This is a genomic window from Seonamhaeicola algicola, from assembly GCF_007997385.1.
Classification (GTDB): Bacteria; Bacteroidota; Bacteroidia; order Flavobacteriales; family Flavobacteriaceae; genus Seonamhaeicola; species Seonamhaeicola algicola.
On sequence record NZ_VOSC01000012.1, the window covers coordinates 580,431 to 599,303 of the forward strand.

12 protein-coding genes are annotated in these 18,873 nt (G+C 32.6%); 4 read left to right on the plus strand and 8 right to left on the minus strand.

Annotated elements, in window-relative coordinates:
* Positions 1-15: 15 nt before the first annotated feature.
* Positions 16-3,108 (minus strand): SusC/RagA family TonB-linked outer membrane protein, encoded by a 3,093-nt coding sequence (locus tag FUA26_RS04995; RefSeq protein WP_246109073.1) that lies wholly within the window; start codon positions 3,106-3,108, stop codon positions 16-18.
* A gap of 599 nt (positions 3,109-3,707) precedes the next feature.
* Between FUA26_RS04995 and FUA26_RS05000 the strand changes: the two genes are divergently transcribed.
* The gene (locus FUA26_RS05000; protein WP_147132390.1) at positions 3,708-5,345 is read left to right on the plus strand and encodes a hypothetical protein; all 1,638 of its coding nucleotides are present in this window, start codon (positions 3,708-3,710) and stop codon (positions 5,343-5,345) included.
* A 69-nt stretch (positions 5,346-5,414) separates the two neighbouring features.
* On the opposite strand, the gene FUA26_RS05005 is transcribed toward FUA26_RS05000, so the two are convergent.
* The 7 genes from FUA26_RS05005 to FUA26_RS05035 all read right to left on the minus strand — a co-directional run bounded on the left by FUA26_RS05005 (position 5,415) and on the right by FUA26_RS05035 (position 16,476).
* A complete protein-coding gene (locus FUA26_RS05005; protein ID WP_147132393.1) occupies positions 5,415-5,708 on the minus strand; it encodes a F0F1 ATP synthase subunit epsilon in 294 nt (97 codons plus the stop codon).
* Positions 5,709-5,785: 77 nt separating this feature from the next.
* Positions 5,786-7,294: a F0F1 ATP synthase subunit beta gene (gene atpD / locus FUA26_RS05010; protein WP_147132396.1), complete on the minus strand. Its 1,509-nt coding sequence runs from the start codon at positions 7,292-7,294 to the stop codon at positions 5,786-5,788.
* 169 nt (positions 7,295-7,463) lie between these two features.
* Positions 7,464-8,939 (minus strand): SGNH/GDSL hydrolase family protein, encoded by a 1,476-nt coding sequence (locus tag FUA26_RS05015; RefSeq protein ID WP_147132399.1) that lies wholly within the window; start codon positions 8,937-8,939, stop codon positions 7,464-7,466.
* Between the two features lie 10 nt (positions 8,940-8,949).
* Positions 8,950-11,793 (minus strand): TonB-dependent receptor, encoded by a 2,844-nt coding sequence (locus FUA26_RS05020; RefSeq protein ID WP_147132400.1) that lies wholly within the window; start codon positions 11,791-11,793, stop codon positions 8,950-8,952.
* Between the two features lie 200 nt (positions 11,794-11,993).
* Positions 11,994-13,841, minus strand: coding sequence for a glutamine--fructose-6-phosphate transaminase (isomerizing) (glmS, locus tag FUA26_RS05025; RefSeq protein WP_147132403.1), 1,848 nt, complete (start codon positions 13,839-13,841; stop codon positions 11,994-11,996).
* 131 nt (positions 13,842-13,972) lie between these two features.
* Positions 13,973-15,643, minus strand: coding sequence for a DUF4270 domain-containing protein (locus FUA26_RS05030; protein WP_147132405.1), 1,671 nt, complete (start codon positions 15,641-15,643; stop codon positions 13,973-13,975).
* 23 nt (positions 15,644-15,666) lie between these two features.
* Complete coding sequence (locus tag FUA26_RS05035) at positions 15,667-16,476, minus strand: glycogen/starch synthase (RefSeq protein ID WP_147132408.1); 810 nt, start codon at positions 16,474-16,476, stop codon at positions 15,667-15,669.
* Positions 16,477-16,665: 189 nt separating this feature from the next.
* On the opposite strand from FUA26_RS05035, the gene panC reads away from it, so the two are divergent.
* The 3 genes from panC to FUA26_RS05050 are packed head-to-tail and all read left to right on the plus strand — an operon-like array spanning position 16,666 to position 18,863.
* Entirely contained in the window at positions 16,666-17,517 is an 852-nt protein-coding gene (panC, locus tag FUA26_RS05040) for a pantoate--beta-alanine ligase (protein ID WP_147132411.1), read from the plus strand.
* A gap of 13 nt (positions 17,518-17,530) precedes the next feature.
* The gene (panD, locus tag FUA26_RS05045; protein WP_147132414.1) at positions 17,531-17,881 is read left to right on the plus strand and encodes an aspartate 1-decarboxylase; all 351 of its coding nucleotides are present in this window, start codon (positions 17,531-17,533) and stop codon (positions 17,879-17,881) included.
* Positions 17,882-17,885: 4 nt separating this feature from the next.
* A complete protein-coding gene (locus FUA26_RS05050; RefSeq protein WP_147132417.1) occupies positions 17,886-18,863 on the plus strand; it encodes a lysylphosphatidylglycerol synthase transmembrane domain-containing protein in 978 nt (325 codons plus the stop codon).
* Positions 18,864-18,873 lie beyond the last annotated feature (10 nt).

Sequence of the window (18,873 nt, forward strand, 5' to 3'; positions counted from 1 at the left end):
TATTTTTTTTATTTTTTAGAAACTTAACTGTACACCTAGCATGAATTGGCGGGTAACAGGGTAACTACCACTATCTATACCTCGTGTAAATAAACCATCGCCACCAACTTCAGGGTCGTAACCAGTGTAGCTAGTAAATGTAAATGGGTTGGTTGATGTTAAAAATACTCTAGCTTTATCAATGCCTGTAGCGTCTTTAATGCCGGGAATTGAGTAACCTAAGGTTAGTGTTCTAATTCTTAAATATGAACCATCTTCTAAGAAATAATCAGAGGCAGCTCTAACATTACTATGAAATGCGTTTTGCCTAAATGTAGGAACGTTTGATGTTGGGTTTTGTGGGCTCCACATGTTTACTAAATCTATGTGCCTGCCTGCTGTATAGGCATATAGTTTGGCGCCGTTGTAAATTTCTGTGCCGCCAACGTAGTATCCTTGTATATCAAAATCAAAATTTTTATACTTTAGGTTTAGGTTTAAACCGGCTTCAAATTCTGGTTGCCCAGATCCAGAATAAACTCTGTCTTTATCATCAATTTTACCATCGTTATTAGCGTCTTTATACATTAAATCTCCTAATTGAGGTGTACTTACGCTGCTTAAATCAAGTTGATTATATTCATCAAGTTGTTCTTGGGTTTTAATAACACCATCATTTTGAAATAAAAAGAAAGCACCAGCTTCATAACCCTTAGCTAAAAAGGTAGTGTATTCAACATTTTCACCTCTAGAGGCAAGTGGCCTACCGTTAGCATAGCCTCTTTCAATACCATTTAAATCTGTTACTTCGTTAGTATTTGTTGTAAATGTTCCTGTAAGGCTAAATTTTAAATCGCCAATACTGTTTTTGTAGCTGGCAGCTAATTCAACACCACGGTTAAACATATTACCTGCATTAATATTTATAAAGTTAAATTGTGAAGCAGCTCTTGGCTGATGTGTACCAGATGAAGGGGCAATGCGTTGTTGTAATAGCATATCTTGCTTATCATTTTGGTATACATCGGCAGTAATATTAAGTCTGTTTTTAAACATAGAAAGTTCAATACCAATGTTTTTTGAAACTGTTGTTTCCCAAAAAATATCAGATGCATAACGTCTTTGAACCGAGCCAAACTGCAAATCTTCATCAAAACCAAAAGGATAGTTAATGCCGGTTTCAATAACGGGTTGGTATGAATAATCAGAAACGCCTTCATAACCTAATTCTGCCCAACTACCTCTAATTTTTAATGCGTTTATAAAAGGCAGGTTAAACCAGTTTTCTTCGTGTACATTCCAACCAGCTGAAAACCCATAGAAATTACCATATTTATTGTCACTAGAGAATTTTGAAGAGCCATCGCGCCTGTAACTAGCCGATAGTAAGTATTTTTGGTTATAATTATACTGTACTCTAGCAAGTTTACCTGCTAGTGTTCTGTTAATATTATATGAGTTAGGTTTAATACCTTCGGCACCAGCACCAAGTGTTTGTATATCATTACTTGCGTTTTCATCATAAATAACACCAACGCCTACAGTCCTAGATTTAAATCTTTCATATGACATTACACCTAATACATTTAAATTATGTAAACCAAAACTTGTTGAATAATTAAGTATATGTTCTATAGTTTCTCTTTTTGTGAAAATATAGTCTTCATCTAAAGTTGCTTGCGGCCTAGAGGCAGTAGCATTGTATACGCCTTCTCTAGAAAAGGCTAAATATTGCGGTTGGAAGAATCTTCTAAAATAATTCCATTCATTTCTACCAAGGTTTAGTTTGTATTTTAAACCTTTTAAAACTTCATATTCTAAGTTTAAAGCAATGTTGTTTGATTTTACTTCGCGTTCATCAACATTATCTAATTGTCTTGATAAAAAACTATAAAATATTTCATTACCAACATCAAGTTCAACGCTATTTTGACCCACATTTGGAATAGAGTTAAGCGGTCTTGCCCAAGGCGATTGCCCAATAGCATATTCATACAATGCCCATGGTTCTTGAGTTCTGTTTTCAGTGGTCATTCCTATGGTAGCAAATGCTTTAAATTTTCCTTTTGAAAACTGTCCCGTAATTCTGCTTGATAAACGATCAAAACCAGAGTTAATTAACACACCATCTTGTTTAAAATAGTTGGTTGAAAAGTTAAAGGTTAAATCTTGCATGCCACCCGAAATGTTAAGGTTTGCATTTTGTATTATGGCATTGTCATTTTGAACATCGGCAACAAAATCTGAGTCATAATCTAAGGCATCAGGTTGAAAGAAGAATGTTAAAGGTTCTGTACCTAATTGTTGTGTAGTAACTTCTAGGTTGTATAATTGTTGTGTGGTATTCATTAAAGGTGTGCCTGAAGTAATGTTTTGAATACCTGTATATGTAGATATATCTACTTTCATATTACCAGATTTTCCTTTTTTAGTGGTAATAAGTATTACACCACCAGTAGCTCTAATACCATAAATAGCTGCCGAAGCACCATCTTTTAATATATCTATAGACTCAATTTGTTCTGGCGGAATGTTTGGGTTGCCTTCTTGCGGAATATTATCAACAATATACAAAGGCTCGCCACCATTAATTGAGGCTAAACCACGAATTTGTACGTTTGACGACTCTCCGGGTCTACCGCTGGCAGCTTGTATATTAACACCTGCAACTTTACCTTGTATGGCAGCGCCTAAATCTGCAACAGGTGCTTTTACAATTTCATCGGCGCTTACTTTAGCAACTGCACCAGTAACTTCTTTCTTTTTCTGGGTACCATATCCTACAACTATTACTTCTTCTAGTTTAGATAGGTTTTCTTCTAAAGTAACATTAAGTGTTGTTTTACTACCAATGGTAACCTCTTTGGTTGTGTAGCCAATAAAGCTGAATACTAAAACATCATTAGTATTGGCGGTAAGCTCATAGTTTCCATCAAAATCTGTGGCGGTTCCTTTAGTAGAACCTTTAACTAAAATGGTTACGCCTGGTAATGGAAGTCCGCCATTAGCACTAACTACTCCTTTTATAGTTTTACTTTGGGCATTAATGCTTCCGCAAACGAGAGTAAACAAAGCAAAGTAGAGGGTGTACTTAAAACTTTGTTTAAAACAAAAGTTTAATTTCATCATATATTTAGTTTAGTTTAAAGAGCTTAAAATTAATATGATAGTAACTTTTGTTTAGCTTTTACTACTGCATCATAACTAGACATAATTAGTTTTTAAGCCTGAAAAAACTTGATTAAAACTTGATTTTAATTAGATTAAAGTTTTGTATATCAGTGTATTAATATATTTTAGTTATGTTTTTTTAACGTTTTTTTATGATAATTAAACTAAACCGTGAATGCGTTTCAGTTTATGCTAGTTGTATATATTAGTTTACTGTTAATATTAGTAAGTTTTTTTATTTTTTCAGATTATGTTGGTAACTAGTCATTTTTAAATAAATTAATGCTTTTTGGGGTTTCTGAAAACTAAATGAGGATTCAGTTTTCTTTAATTAAAAACTAACTATCTTGTTTTATTGAACTAAACATATTGTTTTGTTATTTGTTTGTTTTGTATAGATTGTTTGGTTTTATTATTCTTAATATCAATGTATTATAAAATATTTATGCTTTATTTGTTTAGTTTTAGTAACTGTACAAAAACTTGACATACCCTATTTATTGCACATCATTTATCTATATTTATTATTACTAAACTAAATTATACTATAAATTGTAATGAATACACTACCTAGAATTGCTATACTAGTTATAGCTTTTTTTGTTGAAAATGCGGCTTGTTTTGGAGCCAATTACACTTATAACGATTCTACTAACGTTGAAGGATTATCATTAAGGCAAAAGGCTAATGAGTTACGCTACAAGTTTCCAGACAGTTCTATAACACTTTTAGAACAGAGTTTTAAAATTTTTATTGAAGAAAAAGATACTATTCAAGCTGCTAATAGTTTACTAGCAAAAGCACATGTTTTTGAAAATAATGCTAATTATTCAAAATCATATGATGCTTATTGGAGCGCCATGATGCTTACTGATAATTTCAAAAATCATAATATTAGATCTTTAATTTACCATAGATTAGGCAGAATATATAGTTATTATAAACGTGAAGATGAAGCCTTAAAGTATTTAATTAAGGCGTTAACACTAAGAAAAGCAAGTATAAAAATTGATGGATTAGATAAAAGTGAATTAATACCCTATTATTACTTTTTAGCAAGTACTTATAGAGAATTGAATAAACCTAGTTTAGCAAAAAAATATGTAGATAGTTGTTATCAAATTATGCCAGTTAAACTTAAAGATTTTTCAAAAGAACTTGTAGATTTTGAGCATGCTTATGTTTTATCTCAAACAGAAAAAGAAGTGGAGGCAATACAACTCATGGAACATATATATCCTTGGTTTAAAAGTAATTTGCCATCCTATTTAGTTCTTTTTTATAAACAATGGGGCGATATGTATTTAGGTTTAAATAAACTTTCTATTAGTGAAGATTTTTACATGAAGTCGTTATCAATTTCTAAAGCATTTAATTCACATAAAGATTTTACTCCATTAGTACACGAAAAGTTAACTGAAATGTATTTAAAAAAGAATGACTATAATAATGCATTTAAACATTTAAAATTAGCTAAAGAGTTAAATGAACGTTTTTTTGATAGTAGAAGTAAAAACAATCAGTCTTTATTAGAAATTAAAGACAATTACAGAATAGAAAAACTCAAACAAGAAGCGCACATAAAAGAGCAATACTTAAAGCAACTTGAGCAAGAGGAAGAAATTGGTAATTTACAACGTATAATATTATTAGTTTCTGTTGTTTTTATAGCAGTTTTAGCTTTCATATACGTAAAACATTTAAGAACAAAACATAACGCCGAAAAAGCGCTAATAAAAAAGAATCAAGAGTTAGAAAACAAAAAAACACAAGAATTATTAGAACTTAAAAATAAAGAATTAGCAGCATCTGCCTTACAACTTATAGAAAAAGAAGAGTTTTTAAAAACATTAAAATCTAAGGTTAGAGTAAAAGATGAAAAAATTAAAGTACATGAAGTTAATAAAGTATTACGTTCAATATCAGTAAGTAATAATCAGAATTGGGAAGAGTTTAAGCTTCGTTTTATTGATGTTAATAAAGAGTTTTATAAAAAAATGTTTGACAAATTTCCAAACTTAAGCCAAGGTGATCAAAAAATATGTGCACTTATAAAATTAAATTTTTCAAGCAAAGATATGGCACGTTTGTTAGGAATTTCAGTAGAATCTGTCCATACATCACGGCATAGAATTAGAAAAAAGATGAACCTTTCAAGAAGTGTAAATTTAGAAGATTACATCAATTCCCTATAATTTTAGTAAAAATAAAAAAGCGAATCAATTATGATTCGCTTTTAATATTATTAAACAACTGTATTTATTTTAGTCTGCTAAAACAATTACTTTGTTATCTTTCATTTCAATTGTTCCAGAGTTTATTTGAACTGTTAAAATTTTATCATCATCAGCATGCGGAACAATTTTACCATCTAAATCATTAAATTCTAGGTGGGTTTGTGTATGTGTATGAATTTTAACAACACCTTCTTTTAATAAAGAAATTATTGGTGCGTGATTATTTAACATTTGAAACTCACCATTCACGCCTGGAACAGCTACAGAATCAACTTCTCCACTAAATAAAGTGGCTTCTGGTGATACAATTTCTAAATACATATTTTTTTAGTTTCCAGTCTGCAGTGTTTCCAGTTTGCAGTCATTAAAGACTGTAGACTGATTACTGCCAACTAATTTTAGGATTCAGCTAACATTTTCTCACCAGCTTCAATAGCTTCTTCAATGGTACCTTTAAGGTTGAAAGCAGCTTCTGGTAAGTTATCTAGTTCACCATCCATAATCATATTAAAACCTTTAATAGTATCTTTAATATCTACTAATACACCAGGTATACCAGTAAATTGTTCAGCTACGTGGAAAGGTTGAGATAAGAAACGTTGAACTCTACGCGCTCGAGATACAGCTAATTTATCTTCTTCGGAAAGCTCTTCCATACCAAGAATAGCAATAATGTCTTGTAACTCTTTATAACGTTGTAAAAGCTCTTTTACACGTTGTGCACACGCATAATGCTCATTACCTAAAATTTCAGGTGTTAAAATTCTAGAAGTAGAATCTAATGGATCTACCGCTGGGTAAATACCTAACTCAGCAATTTTACGAGATAATACTGTAGTAGCATCTAAGTGAGCAAACGTTGTTGCAGGAGCTGGATCTGTTAAATCATCTGCAGGTACGTAAACCGCTTGTACAGATGTAATAGAACCTTTTTTAGTTGATGTAATACGCTCTTGCATTGCACCCATTTCTGTGGCTAATGTAGGTTGATAACCCACTGCAGATGGCATACGACCTAAAAGAGCCGATACCTCTGAACCTGCTTGTGTAAAACGGAAAATGTTATCAACAAAGAAAAGTACATCTTTTCCTTGTCCATCACCAGCACCATCACGGAAATACTCAGCAATTGTTAAACCAGATAAGGCAACACGAGCACGTGCTCCTGGTGGCTCATTCATTTGACCGAATACGAAAGTGGCTTTAGATTCTTTCATGGTGTTTTTATCAACTTTTGATAAATCCCATCCGCCTTCTTCCATAGAATGCATAAAATCGTCACCATATTTAATGATACCAGATTCTAGCATTTCTCTTAAAAGGTCATTTCCTTCACGCGTTCTTTCACCTACACCAGCAAATACTGATAAACCACCGTGACCTTTTGCAATATTGTTAATTAACTCTTGTATTAATACTGTTTTACCTACACCAGCACCACCAAATAATCCAATTTTACCACCTTTGGCGTAAGGCTCAATTAAATCAATTACTTTAATACCAGTAAATAATACTTCTGTAGAGGTAGATAAATCTTCAAATTTAGGCGCTTGACGGTGAATTGGCAATCCAGCATCGTTAGCTTTTGGTAAATTACCTAAACCATCAATGGCATCTCCAATAACGTTAAATAAACGTCCGTAAACGTCTTCACCAATTGGCATTTGAATTGGGGCACCTGTAGCAACAACTTCAGTACCTCTGCTTAAACCATCAGAAGAATCCATTGCAATAGTACGAACCGTATCTTCACCAATATGAGATTGTACTTCTAATACTAATGTAGAGCCGTCTGGTTTGTTAATTTCTAATGAATCATAAATCTTTGGAAGTTCAGACCCTGCTCCGAATTCTACATCAATAACTGGTCCTACTATTTGTGCAACTTTACCTGTAACTTTTGACATTACTTATCTGTTTAATATTATGCGATTTAATTGTGTGAAAACATGGTTTTGTTTTCGGCTGCAAAGATAGAGGTTTTAATTAAAAGATAAACTTCTTTTTTACTCTTTTTTAGTAAGAAAAAACACCTTCGTAATGAAGGTGTTTTAAATATTTGTATGTATATGTGGTTTATTGTAGGGCAGGAGTGTAATTTGTTTGATAATTACTAGCTTTTAAAAGGTTGCCAGAAACTTTAAAATTGCTCCCAAATTCGCTGTCAATAATTTCTAAAAATTTATTGGCCATAAGTGCATACCCTCTTGCTGTTAGGTGAATACCATCTAAACTAATAGCGCCTCCTGTAACTAAACTTGATTTTAATGAATAACCATCAAACATAATACCTGTAGAAGCTAATTCTGTTAAAATAGCATTTAAATCTAATAATGCTACGTTTTCATTGGCATTAGCTACTGAAGTTATAGTGGCGTTAAAAGTATCGGTTGCTGTACTTATTTCCATTTGTTCTTCAGGAGTTAAAACCCATTTGTCTTTTAAAGGAACGGTTATTCCGTTAAGTTTGGTTGGGTCATTGTTTACTGCAGTGCCTATAAAATTTAGTGCAGGCAAAACAAGTAGGTCTTCGGCTGTTGCATGCCTGTAGCTTGGTATGCCAAAAGTTGAAAGATCTGTTAAATTTTCATCTTCAATTACAACTGCATTAGTAGCTGATGCCATGAATTGAATGGTGCGTTTATCTGCTTCTTCTTGGGTTATTTGTCCTAATGTAACCATAGTGGCTAAACCACCGTTATATTGTGCGTAGCCATTGTTTATTTGATTAGCAGAAGCTTCATTTAATGGAACAGGATTATGGGGTACTGTAGTGAAATGTGCTAAATCTGTAATGTAAGGTACTGTTGTAACAACCCCTTTTGCACCATTTTTAGTAAGTTCTGAAACAAGGAAACCAAATGCATTGTTAAACGTAGTAGCATCTGTAATTGTGTTGGTGCCGTCTCCACCTGAAATAGCATAACCTAAAACATCATTACCTCCAATTTCAGATAGTGTAAAAAAGGTAGGGTTTTGTTCTAAAGCTAAGTCTAAAATAGAAGCATTTGAAGCACCACCAGTTATACGAATAGCATAAGGATTTGCTGCTGTTGGAAAGTTTTGTAAGTTACCAAAACCTTCAGCAACTAAATGAAAGCTTTTTGCTCCTGGTACGCCTAAATTGTTAAAAGGACCTGTTGGGTTGTTTAATACAATATCTGTTGATACGGTTACAGGGCCAATAACGGTTTCTAAACCTGCTGGGGCAGAACCGTTAAAAACTAATCTGGGGTCAGTAATTCTGTTACCATTAGCAGCTAAACCTCCAAAATTGTCATTCATTAAAGGTTGCGTAAAATCGCCTCCTCCAGCTAAAGCAAATTTGCTGGCTAGCATGTTAGGAAATGAGTTTTGTTGAGATGCTTTAAATAATGCATTGTCAGTAAAGCCTGCGGTAAATGAAGCGCCTAATGCCACATAATTTGAAAAATCTGCAGTACCTGAGGTTAATTCTGGTATAACTTCTTGTTCTGGTATGGGGCTTTCTAAATCATCACAGGAAAAAAATCCTACTAAAATTACTAAAAGCCATATATATTTAATTTTCATAATTTTAATTTTATAGGTTATTAATTATCCATGATACATAGTATTGAGATCCTATATATCCTGTTCCTGCTGCTGTGAAGTATTCATCACCTAAAAGATTGGTTGCTCCAACTTTGAAAGATGATTTTAAACTAGGTACCCTTAAGTTTATTTGTGCATCTAGCACATGATACGCAGGAACATCGGCAGTTAAAAAAGATGCTTCCCAAACGTAGTTGTCACTCCATCTCCAAGCTACATTAAAGCCAAAGTTTTCAAATAAATCATTGTTTCCAAATGTGGCTTTAAATTTGTGTTCTGGTGTATTAAAATTTGTTTGAAAATCAGAGTTTGCTTGTCTGTCAAAATCTAATTTTGCGTATGTGTAATTAGCACCTAAATCAAAATCACCAAATATTTTTGTTGAAACACCTAATGAAGCACCGTATGAGCTTACATCTTCAGATGTGTTAGTATAAGCTCTATAGGCTTGAAAATCTTCATTTGCTAAAGCAATAACAGATAATGGAGTTGGTGTACCATTTACAGGAAAAGTTTGTGATAATTGCACATCGCCGTAGTATGGGTTTATAACATCTACAGTAGTAATGAAATCTTTGTATTGGTTATAATAGGCGCTAAAATCTAAACTTATTTTATCTATTTTACCTCTATAGCCAACTTCAAATGAGCTTACTTGTTCTGGTTTTACTAAACCTGGGTTTGCTACTTCTAAATCTGTTGGGTTTTGTGATGCTGCAAAAGCCGTAACAGAGCTTCGTGTAAATGAATTATCATATGCGCCAGTAGCATTGTATGTGTATGAATTTGTACCTAAAATAGCTTGACCTGTTGGTGAAATTTCGGTACCACTAACTGTTCTGGTAAATCTTTCAGGATTATCAAAAGCACTACCAATAAGTGTAATTGGGCCTACATTAAAACCAATATATAATGCTTGCGTATCAGGGTTTCTGAAACCTGTTTGGAATGATGCTCTTAAATTATGGTTGTTATTTTCGCCTAAGTTATAGCCTACAGATAATCTTGGAGAAAAGAAAGCGTCAAATAATTCAGATTTATCATACCTTAATGATGCAGTTAATTTCAAACGATCATCTTCTAAAAACTTTTTCTGAATTTGTGTATATAAGCCTACTTCTGAATAAGGGATCTCCTCATTTCTGTCAGTGTAAATAGAACCGAAAGAATTTAATACATATTTTCTGTAAGAACCACCAACTTGAATTTCGGCCCAATCAATTAGGTGACTAAAATTGTAATTGGCATCAGAGTGGTAAATTTTAGATTCGTCTTTTAACTGACTTCCTGTTAAAATATCAGGGTCGTTAGTTACAGCGTTAAAAGCTTGCTGAAATTCTGGTGTTCCTGGTTCAAGGCGTCCTGTGTCAGCAGCTTGTCTTGCTGCAGCATGGGCTTGATCTCCGTTTAAACCAGCAAGTGTAGCTTGTAAAAAGGCACCAGCGTACTCTCCGAACCAATCTTCATCAGACTTCCATTTTCTGTTTACGTTAACCCCTGTAAAAACCATGTCATAAGAGTCTCCTGCATTATCTGCAGTTACATAACCTCTTATAAAAAAGTTATCGTTTTTAATTTCTAATTTATGTTGTTGTAAGAAGAAGTTTTTAATAGAATATCTATTTGAACCTTGATAAATGGTAGAACCTGAACCTATTTTACCAACATACTGAATTTCAAAATCATTTTCCCATGGGCGGTAGTATAATCCCCAATCGGTTTTGATACTTTTAGCATCATAATCTGTTAAATCTGCTTCATGATACCCTGTTCTACTAACATTAACCTCAGGAATTAAATTAGCTAAGGCAGGGTTTGGTAATCGACTTAAAAAATCGGGATTTTCTTTTACGTTTCTAAGGTTAGTTGTAGCTAAATCACCATAAACATTAACACCATCATAATCTGGGTCGTTTTCTCTTGTGCTGTTGTTTTTTATAAATGTTGTATTTCTGTCTTTGCCTCTTGTGTCATTTGCTACCCAATCTGTTCCTTGTAAGTAGCTAAAATTTACTTTGGCTGCAAATTTGTTACTGAATTTGTGCGCTACTCTAATACCATAATCTTTATATTCATTGTCACCAGCGGCTTCTTGCGAAGTTATTCCCATTTTAAAATAGGCACTTATACCAGCATGATCAAAAGGATTTTTACTTGTCATGAATAAAATACCATTGAATGCGTTGGCACCGTATAGCGCTGATGCTGCTCCGGGTAGAAGCTCTACACTTTGTACATCAGTTTCTACCATACCTAATAAATTTCCTAACGGAAAGTTTAATGCGGGTGCAGCATTATCCATACCATCAACACGTTGCATAAAACGTGTGTTAGCAAATGTGGCAAAACCTCTGGTGTTTATAGATTTAAACGTTAAACTATTTGTGTTTATATCAACACCTTTTAAGTTTTCTAAGCCATCATAAAATTCAGAAGAGGCTGTGTTTTTAATTTCTTTTAGCCCAAAGCGTTCAACTGTTACAGGCGATTCAAAAATACGTTCAGGTGTTCTAGAAGCAGATATAACTACTTCATCTAAAGCGTTACCTTCTTTTAAAATTAAAGAAACGTTTTGTTTGTATTTTGTAATTTCAGCCGTAGCAGATTCAAAACCAACACTACTAGCCTGGATAGTAAACGGTGGGTTTTCATTGTAGGTTAACGTGAAGTTACCATCAAAATCTGTTACAATACCAACGGTGGTACCTACTATAATTACATTTGCTCCTGGAATGGGTTGGCCATTATCATCAGTAACTGAGCCAGTTACTGTTGTTTGGGCGTAAGTTAAACTGCACAAAAACAACAGTAGGAAGGGTAGAATTGTCTTCATCTAAGCAATAATTAGTTTTAGTTAATAAGCCAATATATAAATAAAATCTTAAAAAACTATGCGCGCATAATATAAATTAACAAAAAAAATATAAAAAAAATACATTTTTCTTAAAATGTAGGTGCAAAACTGGTTTGTAAAGCATAAAAAAAGCCTAGAAATTTCTAGGCTTTACTTTTAATGATATGTTTTTTTTTTGATTACTCTACTGTTACAGATTTTGCTAAATTTCTTGGTTGATCTACATTTTTATCAAGTAAAACCGCAATATGGTATGATAACAGTTGTAATGGTATAGTTGTTAATAGAGGTGTTAAAGGTTCTAATGTTTCAGGAACTTCAATAACATGGTCTGCTAGTGCTTTAACTTGCTCATCGCCTTCAGTAACAATACCTATAATTTTTCCTTTTCTAGATTTTATTTCTTGAATGTTACTAACTACTTTTTCATAATGGCCTTTTTTAGTGGCAATTACAATAACAGGCATGTTTTCATCAATTAAAGCAATTGGGCCATGTTTCATTTCGGCGGCAGGATAACCTTCGGCGTGAATGTATGATATTTCTTTAAGTTTTAAAGCGCCTTCTAAAGCAACTGGAAAGTTATAACCACGGCCTAAGTATAAACAGTTAGTAGCTTCTTTATAAATATCAGCAATGTATTTTATATGCGCGTCAGATTTTAAAGCTTCTTCAACTTTGCTTGGTATCATTTCTAGTTCCAGTAAATGATGACGGTAATCAGAGCTGCTAATAGTGCCTTTTGCTCTGGCTAATCTTAAAGCCATTAAAGTAAGAACTGTTATTTGTGTTGTGAAGGCTTTAGTTGATGCAACACCAATTTCAGGTCCGGCATGCGTATATGCTCCGGCATGAGTTTCTCTAGCTATAGATGAACCTACAACATTACAAACACCAAAAACAAAGGCGCCTTTAGATTTTGCTAACTTAATGGCAGCAAGTGTATCGGCAGTTTCACCAGATTGCGAAATAGCTATTAAAACATCATTTTCAGTAATAACCGGGTTTCTGTATCTAAATTCTGAAGCGTATTCAACTTCAACAGGTATTCTTGCTAAGTCTTCAAAAATATATTCGGCAACTAAACCAGCATGCCATGACGTACCACAGGCTACTATTATAATTCTGTTAGCGTTCAAGAATTTTTTCATATTATCTTCAACACCAGCCATTTTTATAATAGCTTGATCTCTTAAAAGTCTACCTCTGTAAGTGTCTTGTATAGCTTTAGGTTGTTCATGGATTTCTTTTAGCATGAAGTGTTCATAACCACCCTTTTCAATTTCTTCTAGGTTTAATTGAAGTTTTTGAATATAAGGATCTACTAAAGAATCATCTTTTATTTTTCTTATTTTAATGCCTTTATGAAATCTTAAAATAGCCATTTCTTCATCTTCTAAATAAATAGCATCTTTTGTGTATTCAATAAAAGGGGAAGCATCACTGGCTATGAAAAATTCATCTTCACCAATACCAACGGCTAATGGGCTACCTAATTTTGCAACTACAACCTCTTCAGGTTTGTTTTTATCAAAAACTGTAATGGCATAAGCACCAATTACTTGGTTTAAGGCAATTTGAACTGCTTTACCTAATTTTACGCCTTCTTCCTTTTTAACATCTTCAATAAGGTTTACTAAAACTTCGGTATCTGTATCAGATTTGAAGGTGTAGCCTCTGGTTGTTAACTCCTTTTTTAAAGATTCATAATTCTCAATAATACCATTGTGAATTAATACTAAATCTCCAGAGTTTGAAACATGTGGGTGCGAGTTAACATCATTAGGCACACCATGTGTTGCCCAACGTGTATGGCCAATACCAACATTACCTGTTTTAGTTATTGTTTTGTTTGAAAGTTCTTCAAGATCTGCAACTTTACCTTTGGTTTTAGATATTTTTAAATCTGTTCCGTCAAATAAAGCTACACCGGCACTGTCATAGCCTCTATATTCTAAGCGTTTAAGTCCTTCAATTATAATAGGATAAGCTTCTCTGTGACCTAAGTATCCAACTATTCCGCACATAAGTTTTTAAATTTGGGTTATTGATTAATAGCTGCACAAATATGTAAAATAAATACTAAAACGGCCTAGTAAATTATATAAAGTAGGCGTTTTATACGATGAAATAACACAAAGGTTTAAACTACTGGCTACTATTGGTTTGGTTTTGTAGCAAATATTTTAAGTTTAAGGCGTTTTTCTTCGGGAACATTTTCAGTACTTCCGTATAAAATAGTACCTCTGGTTGTAATAATTGAGGCTGTAGGTACAGCTGTTACAGCATCATCACTTTTTAAAATATCAGAGCTTCCTGTTATATTAACATTGGTTGATAAAACCAAGCCTAATTGTGTGTTTGTAGAGTCTCTTAATAAAATATTGTTTAAATGTTCAGTTAGGCGTATTTTGTATTTTTTATTGATAGTATCACGTTGTGTAAGGTGAAATATAATTGAGCTAACTGGTGACGTTGTATTGCCTGTTGGATCTAAAGAATAATCAATTAGTGGGATGTTGTTTTTTACATCGTAAGCATAAATTCTGTCGTACTTATGTAAATTTGTGTTGCCACCCGTGTTTAAGGCATCATCTTCATAAACTTCTAAATGTGCTTCGTTAATTAGTTGTTTTAAAACATACTCGCCAGTTGTACTTTCAATTATGTATTCACCTTGATCGTTTTTGGCTCTAAATCTATTTTTAAAACATTCTAGTGCATCATCATCTACATTTCCATCACCGTCACAATCAACTAAACCATCAAATAAATTTACTATAGCCATTGAGCCTTCAGTACCTTTAATATATAATTTATCATCACCAACATTCTTATTACCGTTTGTTAACGTTTTGGTGTAATTATTTGTGAACGTGTTTAATCTGTTGCCTGAAAAGTTAAAGGTATATGTTGCTTGTTCTTTTTCACCTTCACTATCACTTTCATTATCTTTTTTATAGTAAATAGTTATAGAAGCATCAGTTGAAGCAAAATTTAAAAGTACCATATTTCCGTTATTGTTAACAGGTTCTGCTTTAAAATATAGCCCTCTAAAGTAGTTTTTAAAGTTGTTTGCATTAACCAATTCTGGTGTGCCTTGTTTGTTTAGTATTTTATTTTGCCAAAACAGAGAGTCTAATTTAGCTCTTAAAGCAGGAATGAATCTTAAAGTGTCAGTTTCAGTTGTGGTAATTATAGTATTGCTACTTGGTGTAAATGTAGTATCAATAAGTTGAGTACTTTTGAAATCATCAAAATTTATTAGCGTATTATCAGTTCTTGCAAAATTATCTGATGATGCATTACTTGCATGCGAGTAATATTTTTGAGTTTCACCTAAATTATCAGGGTTAAAATCTCTTAAAAAATAAGTGCTTTCAAAAATTGAAAGTTTTATAGGAGATACTTCATCACCAAATAAAGAATCGCTAATAGTGTATGTTGGGAAGCCATCATCATCAAATCCAGTACTTCTGTTGAAGTAAGGAATGCTTAAAATCACAGAGTCTAATTCAGGATTGTTCCCAAAATCTGGATTGTAAGCAGTGGCATTTATTTGCGTAATGACACTTGCCGTGGTCGATCCGTATTCAGGGTCATTATAAAAGCCTAGTAGGTTTGACGTTAGGTTGTTTACCTGTAATGAGTCTAACTTTTTGTTGTAACTTATTATGGGGTAAATATCTAAATTCGTGTCAAAATTAGCGTTGTTTTCACCTAAAACATCACTTTCAATGGTGTAAAAATCTTTATCGCATGCAATAAAAGAGATTACAAGTAATAATAAAAGTGTAGGCGTAGTAAGGGCTTTTAAAATCTTTTTCATGTATACACTAAATGAATATATGGTTAACTTAAAACGGTATTATTAAAAAATGTTGTATAAGCTTCGCCAAATTCATCTTTGTTTTTATATTCTAAAATAGGTTTGTTTGCTGTTTCTAAATAGTTTTGTAATTCTTCAGGTATGTTTTCTGAACCTATTATTAGTGCATCAGAATAATCAATGGCAACTTTCATTAAGTTGTTGTATGATGGTTCATCTAACACTTTAACAGCATCTTCATTTATGTTGTCAAATTTAATTTTATTAAGCATGTCTTTATTTAAAGTATTGTTAAAACTTTGGTTATACACCGAAGTAACAATTTTACTTTCACTAAATAAAGGTTCGTCTTTATAATATTCTTTTAAATATACAGGAAGTAGTGATGCTAACCAACCATGAACATGAATAACATCAGGAGACCAATTTAGTTTTTTTACTGTTTCAATAACGCCTTTTGCAAAGAAAATAGCACGTTCATCATTGTCAGAAAACAATGCGCCATCTTCATCAGTTAATGTTGCTTTTCTTTTAAAATACTCATCATTATCAATAAAGTAAACTTGAATACGCTCTTTAGGTATTGATGCTACTTTTATAATAAGAGGCATATCTAAATCATTAATTACCAGATTTATACCAGATAAACGTATAACTTCGTGTAATTGATGTCTACGCTCATTTATGTTTCCATATCGTGGCATAAAAATTCTAATTTGCCCACCTTGTTGATTTACTAATCTAGGGGCTTCAAACGACATTGAAGAAATTTCGGTTTCAGGTAAATAAGGCACTACTTCAGATGATACATACAATATCCTCTTATCTTTCATATGTTTACTTTTATTTGGCTTCTATTAAGCCATTTTAATAATCGGGTTAACGATTTTTTTATTAGGGAACATTTTGTTAGCACAGGTTTTTACAAGTACTTTCAAAATAAAAAACACGCAAAAGTACAAAAATTTATGCAAATTGGCTGTAAAATCTTAAGTTTGCAGCCGTTAATTTTTTATTAAATAGTGGAAGTTTACAATAAAAAACAAGAAATATCAGCTAAAATAAACCTTTTTAAGGCTGAAAACTTAAACATTGGTTTGGTGCCAACCATGGGTGCTTTACACAACGGGCATTTGGCTTTGGTTGAAAGGGCTTTAAAAGAAAATGATAAAGTAGTTGTTAGTATTTTTGTAAACCCAACACAGTTTGATAATAGTACCGATTTAGAAAAATACCCAAGAACATTGCCTGAAGACGTTAAGTTACTTAAAACACTTTCAGAAAATAACATCTTGGTTTATGCACCAACTGTTGATGATGTTTATGAAGGAAATACAGTAGCTGAAGCCTATGATTTTGATGGTTTAGAGCATGAAATGGAAGGTAAATTTCGTCATGGTCATTTTAACGGCGTTGGTACAATTGTTAAACGCCTTTTTGAAATAACTACGCCCCATAATGCATATTTTGGCGAAAAAGATTTTCAGCAATTACAAATCATAAAAAAATTAGTTGAAAAGCATAATATTCCTGTAAAAATAACAGGCTGTCCTATTTACAGAGAATCTTCAGGTTTGGCCATGAGTTCTCGCAATACGCGTTTAAAACCAGCGTATTTAAAAGCAGCGCCTTTTATTTATAAAACCTTAAAAGATGCCAAAAAACATTTTGGCACAAAAAGTGCTAGTAAAGTAACGGAATGGGTTGAAAATGAGTTTTCTAATCATACTATTTTAAAGTTAGAATATTTTATTATTGCTGATGCAAAAACCCTAAAACCTGTAAACCGTAAGTATAAAAATAAAGCATATAGAGCGTTTATAGCTGTATATGCAGATGATATTAGACTTATTGATAATATAGCTTTAAATTAATTATCTTTGCCCCATGCAAATTCAAGTAGTAAAATCTAAAATTCACAGAGTTAAGTGCACAGGCGCTGAACTAAATTACATAGGTAGTATTACCATTGATGAAGATTTAATGGACGCTGCCAATATTATACAAGGTGAAAAAGTACAAATTGTTAATAATGATAATGGCGAGCGCTTAGAAACCTATTGTATACCCGGACCAAGAAAAAGTGGCGAAATTACACTTAACGGTGCTGCTGCACGTAAAGTATCAATAGGAGATACGCTTATTTTAATAACATATGCCTTTATGGGTATTGAGGAAGCTAAGGAGTTTAAACCCTCTTTGGTATTTCCAGACGAGGCTACCAACTTATTAAAATAAACCGTTGCCATTAAAACTAAAAAGCACACTTAAAATAGTACTCCCACTTTTATTGGGAGTTTTTTTAGTTTGGTATTCGTTATCAAAAGTATCTTTAGCACAAATTTATGGGTATTTAAAAACATCAAATTATTCATGGATAATTTTAGGTGTTTTTTTAGGCTTATTAAGTCATTTGTCGCGTGCTTACCGTTGGCGTTTTCAATTAGCACCAATGGGTTGTAATATTAGTTTGGCAAATAGTATTATGGCGGTTTTTGCCACGTATTTAATAAACTACACCATTCCAAGAGCTGGCGAAGTTGCCAGAGCTTCCATTTTAACAAATTATGAAGATGTGCCGTTTGAAAAAGGTTTTGGCACTATTGTAGCTGAGCGTATTGCAGATATGGTTGTTATGTTATGTATTGTGGGTATTACACTGTTTCTTCAATTTGATTTTATTTACAGTTTTTTTGCCGAAAAATTTAATCCAACCAAAATCATTGTAGCTATAGTAATACTAATAGTTTTAGGAGGCCTTTTAATTGTTTTTATTAAAAAAAGTAAGTTAAAAATAGCCTTAAAAATAAAAGCGTTTGTTAATGGATTAATAGAAGGTGTTTTTAGCATATTTAAAATGAAAAATAAATGGGCATATATTTTTCATACACTATTTATTTGGGGTATGTATGTGCTTATGTTTTACGTAACATCATTTGCTATTCAGCCTTTACAAGGTATTTCAATGGGGGCTATTTTAATAGGTTTTATAGCAGCAAGTTTTAGTATTGCAGCAACAAATGGTGGTATTGGCTCATATCCGTTAGCTATTTATGGTGCGTTTTCAATTTTTGGAATTGCCGAAGAACCAAGCATTGCCTTTGGCTGGATTATGTGGGGAGCCCAAACCTTATTAGTAATTATTTGTGGTGGTATTTCGTTAATATATTTACCAATATACAACCAAAAGAAAAACCGTAAAGCAAATAATAATTTTTAAAGCTGTTGCA